Raw genomic sequence first — 8,390 nt, forward strand, 5'->3', positions numbered from 1 at the left:
CCGCCGGCCCTCGGGGAAGGTCCAGGTCAGCCGCCAGCCGTTGACCGCGTCACCGGCGTTGCGCACGGTGACGTCACCGGTGAACCCGCCCGACCACTGCGAGGACACCGCGTAGTCCACCCGGCAGGCCACCGCCGCCTGGGCCGCCGACTGTGCGACGGCCACCGTGGGGATCGTTATTCCGACCACTGATGTTATCGTTAACATAAATCGATTAAATGATCTTGATCTTTTCATGTCCGGACCGATTCTGTTGGAGGGAGGGAGGTGGCCAGACACTAGGAGCCCTGACATCGGCAAGTCAATCCCCTCTTTTTCGGTCATGACTTTCCGCACCCGTCGAACCGACGCTGTGGCCCAGGTCACACCCTTGACCAGCGCGGCGGACACGGGCTTAAAACGTGAAAATTTCACGGCCTCCCGGCGGACACGGCCCGGTCCCGGCCGACCGGCTCCGCCTCTCCCCGCGCCCTGGCCTCCCCACCTGGAACGGCGCCGCCCGGTACAGTCGACACCGTCTTGATCCATTCCCGTCGGGGAGCGCGCCGTGGTACGCCCGTTCGATATCGAGGAGATCTTCCCCGAGGTCGTCGCCGGACCGCCGCGGCGGCCGGGCAGCTCGGCCCAGGGCCTGACGGTGACCCTGATCGCCGACTACACCGTACGCACCCGGGCCTGGTTGCCCTCGGGGGCGATCGTGGCCCTGCTGGGCGAGTTCGGCGTGACCGGCGGCGCCGCGCGCACGTCCATCAGCAGGCTGGTCCGCCAGGGCGTCCTGGAGGGCAGCCGGCAGGGGCGGTACAGCTCCTACCGTCTGACCGAGGGAGCCGCGACCGACCTGTCCGACGGCGGCACGTCGATCGCCGCCATCGGCGCGGACGCGGATCCCTGGGACGGTTCGTGGACGGTCGTCGTCTTCTCCATGCCGGAACAGGAGAGCACGCGGCGGCGGGCGCTGCGGGAGCACCTGCGCTGGAACGGCTACGCCCCCCTGTACGACGGGGTGTGGATATCACCCGACCCCCCCTCGCCGAACGGGCGGGCGGAACTGGCGGCCGTGGCGCTCGGCTCGGTGACGATGTTCCGCGCGCGGCACCTGGATCTGGGGGCGGAGGCCGACCGTGATCCGGTCGAGGCCTGGGACCTGGCCGCCGTCGCGAAGGAGTACGAAACTTTCATCGACCGGTGGAGCCCGCTGGCGCCGAGGATAGCCGCCGGCGCGGTGACCGGTGCCGCGGCGGTGCGTGCCCGGACGGAGGTGATGGACGTCTACCGCCGGTTCCCGGTGCTCGACCCGATGCTCCCCGCCGTCCTCATGTCGCCCGACTGGCCGCGCGGACGCGCCCGGGACCTGTTCGTGCAGGTCTACGACGGACTCCTGCGGCCCGCGCAGGACCACGTCCGCGCCGTGGCGGCCCGCGTCGCGAACGGCCCCTGCCCCGGGATCCAGGCGCACACGGTCGCGGACATGGCAGCGGGCGTTCGTCACGACGTGGGCCGGGCGCTCCCTGTCACGTCGTCCGCGTCGCCCGTTGTCACCGACATCGACGGTTGACACTTCGACGTCCCGCGGTAACACTCCTTGAAACATGTCGTCGCCTCTCCACATCGGTCCCGACACCGGCATGCCCTCACCCGTGGCGGGACGGGCTCGTCCGCGTCCGCCGGCGCCTGGCCGCCCTGGGTCACCACGACCATGACGGTTCCGCCGGGCAGCGGCGCCGTCCGAACGGCCACGGCCACGGCCACGGCCACGGCGGCCGGGCTGCCCGACGCCGGGGTCGGCCCTCCTCTTCGCGCCCCTGCCCACACGACACCACGGGATAGGACAACAGATGGCAAGGACCTCCCGTCCCCTGCGCCGGATTCTGCTCGGCGCTGTCGGCACGCTGGCCCTGGTGTCGGTGGTCGCCCTCGCGGGCGCCTCGCCGGCCGGCGCCGACACCACGCGGTTCAGGGGCGTGAACTGGGCCGTACCGGGTGACAACTTCGTCAAGGGCCCGCTCGTCCTCGACGGACTGAGCCAGTCCGACGGCTACGCGACGGTCCGGGCCAAGGCGGAGGCCGTCTACAACGGTTTCGAGAGCCGGCTCGGCGTCAACACCGTCCGGTTGCCGGTCAACACCCACACCGTCGGTTCGTCGTGGTGGAACGCCTACCGCGGCACGATCGACGCCGCCGTCGCGAGAGGGTTCAAGGTGATCCTCGCCTACTGGGAGGACGGCGCGGCCTCCGGCGGCCGGGTCACCGACACGGCCGCCTTCGACTCCATGTGGAACACCGTGACCACCCAGTACGGCTCCGAGGCCCTGGTCCACTTCGAGCCGATGAACGAACCCCACGGCTACAGTGCCTCCGAGTGGACGAACATGGCCGCCTCGTGGATCAACGCGCGCCCGTCGATCCCGAAGGGCCGGATCCTCGTGGGCGGCACCGGTTACAGCCAGGACCTCAGGCCGGTCTGCAACGACGGCCGCCTCGCCGGGACGCTGCTGTCCTACCACCACTACGCCTTCTTCTACGGCGAGAAGGACTACGCCGGCTGGGTCCAGAGCTTCCGCGAACGGCTGGGCACCTGCGCCTCGCGCGCGGTCACGACCGAGTTCGGCGCCCAGATGGATTTCGGTCTGAACTACAACGACCCGAACAGCGCCAACAACTTCGTCCGGTACTTCCGCGCCGTCACCGACTCCATGCGGGAACTCCGCATGGGGTCGGTCTACTGGCCCGCGCTCGGGGGAAAGATCAGCGAGTACGGCTATGACCGTTACTCCATGTTCGTCCTCCAGGGGAGCGGCACCGACCTGAACCTGAGTATCCGCAACGCCACCGGCGCCGAGCGCCTCAGGTACGGCTGGGGCGACGGCGGGGGTGGTACCCCCACAACGGTCACGCTCACGGCGCGGCACTCGGGCAAGTGCGTCGACGTGGTCAGCGCGTCCACGGCGGACGGCGCCGAGATCTCCCAGTACGGCTGCAACGGCGGCGGCAACCAGCGCTGGGAGTTCCGCGACCTCGGCACCGGCTACCACCAGGTCGTCGCCGGGCACTCCGGCAAATGCCTCGACGTGGACGCGGCCTCGACCGCCGACAACGCCAGGATCCTCCAGTGGACCTGCAACAGCGGGCAGAACCAGCAGTGGCAGGTGCAGGACGCCGGGAGCGGCCGGGTGCGACTGGTCGCGCGCCACTCCGGCAAGTGCCTCGACGTCCCGAGCGCCTCCACCGCCGACGGCACCCGCCTGGTCCAGTACACCTGCGGCAGCGGGCAGAACCAGCAGTTCACGCGGAACGCCGCACAGGCGTGATCCGTTCCGCACACCCGAACATCCAGGCGTCGACGGATCGATCAGGAGGTACGGCGGGCGCCGAACGCGCCGAACGTCCGCCTGAACGTCCTGGGCGCCGGAAGGCCCGGGAACGACGGCGGAGAAACCGGCCGCCCGCCCGGGCGATCCAGGGTGAACGCACCGACGGCTCGTCCCGCGACTCTCGCGGGGCGAGCCGTCGCCGCCATGCCGGGTGAGCCGTCGTCGCCCGTGCGAGGCGAGCCGTCGCCCGCTCATGCGGGGTGAGTCGTGACCGGGCCGGAGGCGTGACCGGTGAGACGGCCGGGGTATGACCTGCCTCACAACCGGGCACTCGGCCGGCAGGTGGGACGTTGCCCTGAGCAAGCAGGTCATCGGCGCCATTTGTCCCACGGTGTCCGAAGACATGGTGTGCGATCGCCTGGACCGACGCTGTCCGGGTCCGTCGGAACGGCTCACCGAGCCGGGGAAAGGGCAAGGTGTGATGTCCGTTTCATCGGACTCAGGCCATGGCGCGGGCCACCGCGGAGACCGCCGGCCACGGGGCGGGGGCTCTGAGTGAGTATCGCGCTCGGTCTGCTGGCCGTCCTGGTGCTGACCCTGGCGACCGGCTACTTCGTCGCCCAGGAGTTCGCCTACGTCACCGCCGACCGGCTGACCCTGTCGCAGCAGGCCGCCGCCGGGGACAAGAAGGCCGCCAAGGCCGTCAAGGTCATGGAGCGATTGTCGTTCATGCTCTCGGGCGCCCAGCTCGGCATCACCGTCACCGCGCTGGTCGTCGGCTTCATCGCCAAACCCGCACTCGCCGAGCTGGTCGCCCCCGCGCTGAGCGCCGCCGGCCTGGGCGCCGGCGCGGTCGACGCCGTCGCCCTGGTGATCGGCTTCGTCATCGCCACGATCGTCCAGATGGTCCTGGGCGAGCTCGCGCCCAAGAACCTCGCCCTGGCCCGGCCCGAACCCCTGGCCCGCGCGCTGGCCTCCTCCACCCTGATCTACCTGATGATCGCCGGACCGATCGTCAAACTGTTCGACTCGGCGGCCAACAGGTTGCTGCGGGCGGTCGGCATCGAACCGGTCGAGGAGCTGCACCACGGCGCCACCCTGGAAGAGCTCGGGCACATCATCGGCGAGTCCGAGGCCCACGGTCACCTGCCCGGCGAGCAGGCCGACCTGCTGGAGCGGGCGCTGGCCTTCTCCGAGCACACCGCCGAGGAGGTCATGGTCGCCCGCGCCAACGTCATCGCCGTCAGCGGCTCGGCCCTGGTCCCGGAGCTGGACGAGATCGTCGCCCGCCACGGCCACACCCACTACCCGGTCCTCGGCGGCGACGGCGTGGACGACCTGGTCGGCATGGTGAGCCTGCGCGAACTGGCCGCCCTGCCTGTGGAGCGGGCCGCGGGCACCCGGGTCGCCGACATCGCCGGTGAGGTGCTGGTGGTGCCGTTCTCGACCTCGCTGCCGGACCTGGTGGCGCAGATGCACGCCCGCGGGCAGGAGGTCGCCTGCGTGCTCGACGAGCACGGCGGCCTGAGCGGGCTCGTCACCTGGGAGGACGTCGCCGAGGAACTCGTCGGGGAGATCTCCGACGAGAACGACCTCGACCTCCCCGCCGTGACCCACACCGGCCAGGACTGGGAGATCGAGGCGGAACTGCGCATCGACGAGATCGCCCTGCAGACCGGCCTGGAACTGCCCGACGAGGACGACTACGACACCGTCGGCGGCCTGGTCCTGGACCGCCTGGGCCGCTTCGCCGTCCCCGGCGACGTGGTCACCGCCAAGCTGGTGCCCTCCATGGCCGACGACGCGCCCACCCACGTCGAGATCGAGGTACTGACCCTGGACCGGCACGTCCCCGAACGGGTACGGCTCCACCCCCTGCGCCACACCGATCCCGCCGGCGAGCAGGCCCACGAGAGCGAGAACACGTGAACCTGCCCCTGGGCCTGACCCTCACCGTCGTGTTGCTGATCGGCAACGGCTTCTTCGTCGCCTCGGAGTTCGCCCTGGTCGCCGCCAAACGACACCGGCTGGAAAAGGAAGCCGCGCACGGCAGCCGCGCCGCCGCCGCGGCGGTCAAGGGCATCCGCGAGCTGTCGCTGATGCTCGCCGGGGCGCAGCTGGGCATCACGCTGTGCTCGCTGGGCCTGGGCGTGGTCTCCGAACCGCTGATCGCCGGATCCCTGACCCCGGTGTTTCACGCCTGGGGCCTGCCCGAGGCCGCCGCGCACGTCGTCGCCTTCGTGATCGCGCTGTCCATCGTCACGTTCCTGCACATGGTCATCGGCGAGATGGCCCCCAAATCCTGGGCCATCGCCCACCCCGAACGTTCGGCCACCCTCCTGGCGCTGCCGTTCCGCGGCTTCACCGTGGCGGTGCGGCCGATCCTGACCGCGCTCAACGGCGTCAGCAACCTGCTGCTGCGCCTGGCGCGGGTCCAGCCGCGCGACGAGATCTCCAACCCGCGCACCCCCGCCCAGCTGCAGCGCCTGGTGGAGGAGTCGCGGCGCCTTGGCCTCATCGAGACCACCGACCACGCCGTGCTCACCCAGGCCCTGCGCGCCCCGGCCGCCGAGATCGCCCCGCTGGTCACCCCCGCCGACGGCATCGTCGCGGTCTCGACCGGCGCCTCCTGCCAGGAGGTCATCGACACCTGCGCACGCACCGGCCGCACCCGCCTGATCGTCCGGGACGACGCCGGCGCGCCGACCGGGGTCGTGCACGTGCGCGACGCCTACCTGGCCCGCCGCCGCGGCGCCGGCCCTCGTGCGGGCGACCTCGCCTACCGGCTGCCCGAGCTGCCTTCCACCATGTCGGTGTCGCAGGCCGTGGCCACGCTGCGCGCCGCCCACAGCCAGCTCGCGTCCGTCCGCGCCCCCGACGGCACCCTCACCGGGCTGATCAGCCTGGACGACCTGCTGAGCACACTGCTGATCCCCACCTGACCGGGGACGTCGCACCCGGCCCGGCCCGCCCCGCCCGCTCGCCCGAAGGCCCGGGACGGCGGTGCCGGGGGCGGCCGGGGCGGGCACGCCACTCCCCCTGGGAGTCCTCCGGCGCGCGCCGTCGCGAAACGCCAGGGACACCGCGCCGATCCCCGGCGCAGCCGGCCAGACCAGCGGCAGCATGCCACGATCAGCGCTCGTCCTCTTCCTCTTCTCTCTCCCTCTTGAGAATAAAGTGGATCTTGAGGGCGATCGTCAACGAGATCGCTACGCACGTCAGCCAGGTCACGAGATCCATCTACCTCTGCCCCTTCCCGATGGCCTGCTCAGGCATCCCCGCCGGCCCGTCATGCGGATGCGCCCCGCCCTCATCGAGCAGGACCGCTCGACCCGGCCCGATCCCACTCGGCGGCCTGTCGCCGCCCGGGATCCCGACAATGGCGACCGCCGTTACCGGCCGTACACTCTCGCCACCTTTTCTCTTCCCGCCGCTTCTCCCGCTTCCCGCCGCTTCTCCCGCTCTGCCCGCTCTGCCCGCTCGTGATCTTGCCAGCGGACCCCGAAGCCGTATTTCGTCCAGGCCAATACCGCGATGATCACGCTCGCGACAAAAGCGATGACATTAACCGTTGTCACCTCCGCCCCCCAGTGGCCGGTCGGACGGTCACAACGACCGCGCCTGCCGTTCCACGCCCGCTCCGACCGCCGGTCCGCCCCCGGCTACCTCGCATCCGAGTCCGACGGAGAGCGCGTCCTACGCCACCCCCTGTCGCCCCGCCACTGCACCGCCCTACGCACCGAACCGACGAACACGACCAGCCCCCGGACGGCGAAATCCCCGGTGGAACCACGTAAAACTCCCTATGAACCCGTCAAAGTCGAAAGCCGCTCGCTCCACCTTTCATGTAATTGACGTGCGTTCATATCTACCTGTTAAGTACGCCGGCCTCTCCCCTCCATCAGGACATCGCCGTTTCCCGTTTCGGCTCCATCTCGGCAGGCGGCTCACCCTTCGCCCGCGCCGGCAACTCCGCCAGACGGGTTCGCCAGGCTTGCGCCCGCGCGGTACGTCACCGGCCGTCGTGGGGTGCAGGGCCCCCACCCGGCCGATCCGGGACGGGCGGCGGACCCGCGTCCACGGAACCGACGGGTACGTCCAGACCCTCGAGCGAACCGCCGTCCCGGGGCCGGGCGGGTGCCCCTCGTCGCGCCCGGCCCGGTTCCGGGTGGGCGTCCCCGGGAGCGCCCCGGTGATCCGACTCACCGGGACGACGGCTGTAAAGACGTTGAAACTTTCGGGGTGAAAGCGGTGGGGCACCACCCCTGCTCCGTCGTCGATGCCACGCGCGCCGAGCCAGGGCCCTGCCGGGGAAGTCGCGGCCACCCTCCCCCCGGCGCCATCGCCACCCCTTCCCCAGCAGGTAAGACAGGCCGTACCCGCGGCCGGCGCCCCTCGAGGGAAGTGCCCCGGGGGCGACGGCTCGCCCTCACGAACCGCCGTCCGGCCCCGCCCTCGCCGAACGTTGCGGCGTAAATCAGTCCTTACGATCGTTGACGAGATACGGGTTCGTTCTTTACTCTCGGTTTACGTCACCGAAATGTTAACGTTAACATTTCGCAGGGCGACAAAACAGTCATGTCCTCACAAATCAGACACTTCATTCGATCGATCGGCTGTACCAGTTCGAGACCCGGCGCGCCGCCGGTCACGCGCCGGGCGGCTTCGGCGTCGTCACCTCCAACCGTCACACCCCCCGGTATCCGCTCGGCGGCCTCACCTGACCCAAGGAGCACGCCATGCAAGTCCCCGTTCGGGCCCTGCCCGCCTCTCCGACGCGACACGGGTGGCGAAGAAGGGCACTGGCCGCCGTGGTGGCGGCCCTGATGGGCGCCGTCATGCTCGTGGCCAACGTGAACACGGCCTCGGCGGCGACGGTCGACACGAACGCCTGGTACGTGCTGGTCAACCGCACCAGCGGCAAGGCCCTGGACCTCTACAACCTGGCCACCAACGACGGCGCCCGCATCACCCAGTGGACCCGTAACAACGGCAACCAGCAGCAGTGGCAGTTCGTCGATTCGGGCGGCGGCAACTACCGCGTCAAGTCCCGCCACTCCGGCAAGGTCCTCGACGTCA

At 70.5% G+C, this 8,390-nt stretch carries 6 protein-coding genes; 5 read left to right on the plus strand and 1 reads right to left on the minus strand.

What is annotated here, in order from left to right:
- A partial coding sequence (locus AB0G16_RS37765; RefSeq protein WP_362815673.1) for a cellulose binding domain-containing protein occupies positions 1-528 on the minus strand: 528 nt, incomplete at its 3' end.
- Between the two features lie 19 nt (positions 529-547).
- On the opposite strand from AB0G16_RS37765, the gene AB0G16_RS37770 reads away from it, so the two are divergent.
- The 5 genes from AB0G16_RS37770 to AB0G16_RS37790 form a co-directional block, all read left to right on the plus strand.
- Positions 548-1,555 (plus strand): PaaX family transcriptional regulator C-terminal domain-containing protein, encoded by a 1,008-nt coding sequence (locus AB0G16_RS37770; protein WP_362815675.1) that lies wholly within the window; start codon positions 548-550, stop codon positions 1,553-1,555.
- Positions 1,556-1,835: 280 nt separating this feature from the next.
- Positions 1,836-3,308, plus strand: coding sequence for an RICIN domain-containing protein (locus tag AB0G16_RS37775; protein WP_362815677.1), 1,473 nt, complete (start codon positions 1,836-1,838; stop codon positions 3,306-3,308).
- 558 nt (positions 3,309-3,866) lie between these two features.
- Positions 3,867-5,240: a hemolysin family protein gene (locus tag AB0G16_RS37780; RefSeq protein ID WP_362815679.1), complete on the plus strand. Its 1,374-nt coding sequence runs from the start codon at positions 3,867-3,869 to the stop codon at positions 5,238-5,240.
- Positions 5,237-6,253 (plus strand): CNNM domain-containing protein, encoded by a 1,017-nt coding sequence (locus tag AB0G16_RS37785; protein ID WP_362815681.1) that lies wholly within the window; start codon positions 5,237-5,239, stop codon positions 6,251-6,253. Before AB0G16_RS37780 ends, AB0G16_RS37785 begins: the two co-directional genes overlap by 4 nt.
- A gap of 1,884 nt (positions 6,254-8,137) precedes the next feature.
- A partial coding sequence (locus tag AB0G16_RS37790) for an RICIN domain-containing protein (protein ID WP_362815683.1) occupies positions 8,138-8,390 on the plus strand: 253 nt, incomplete at its 3' end.

It is taken from the genome of Streptosporangium sp. NPDC023615 (assembly GCF_040640155.1).
Taxonomy (GTDB): Bacteria; Actinomycetota; Actinomycetes; order Streptosporangiales; family Streptosporangiaceae; genus Streptosporangium.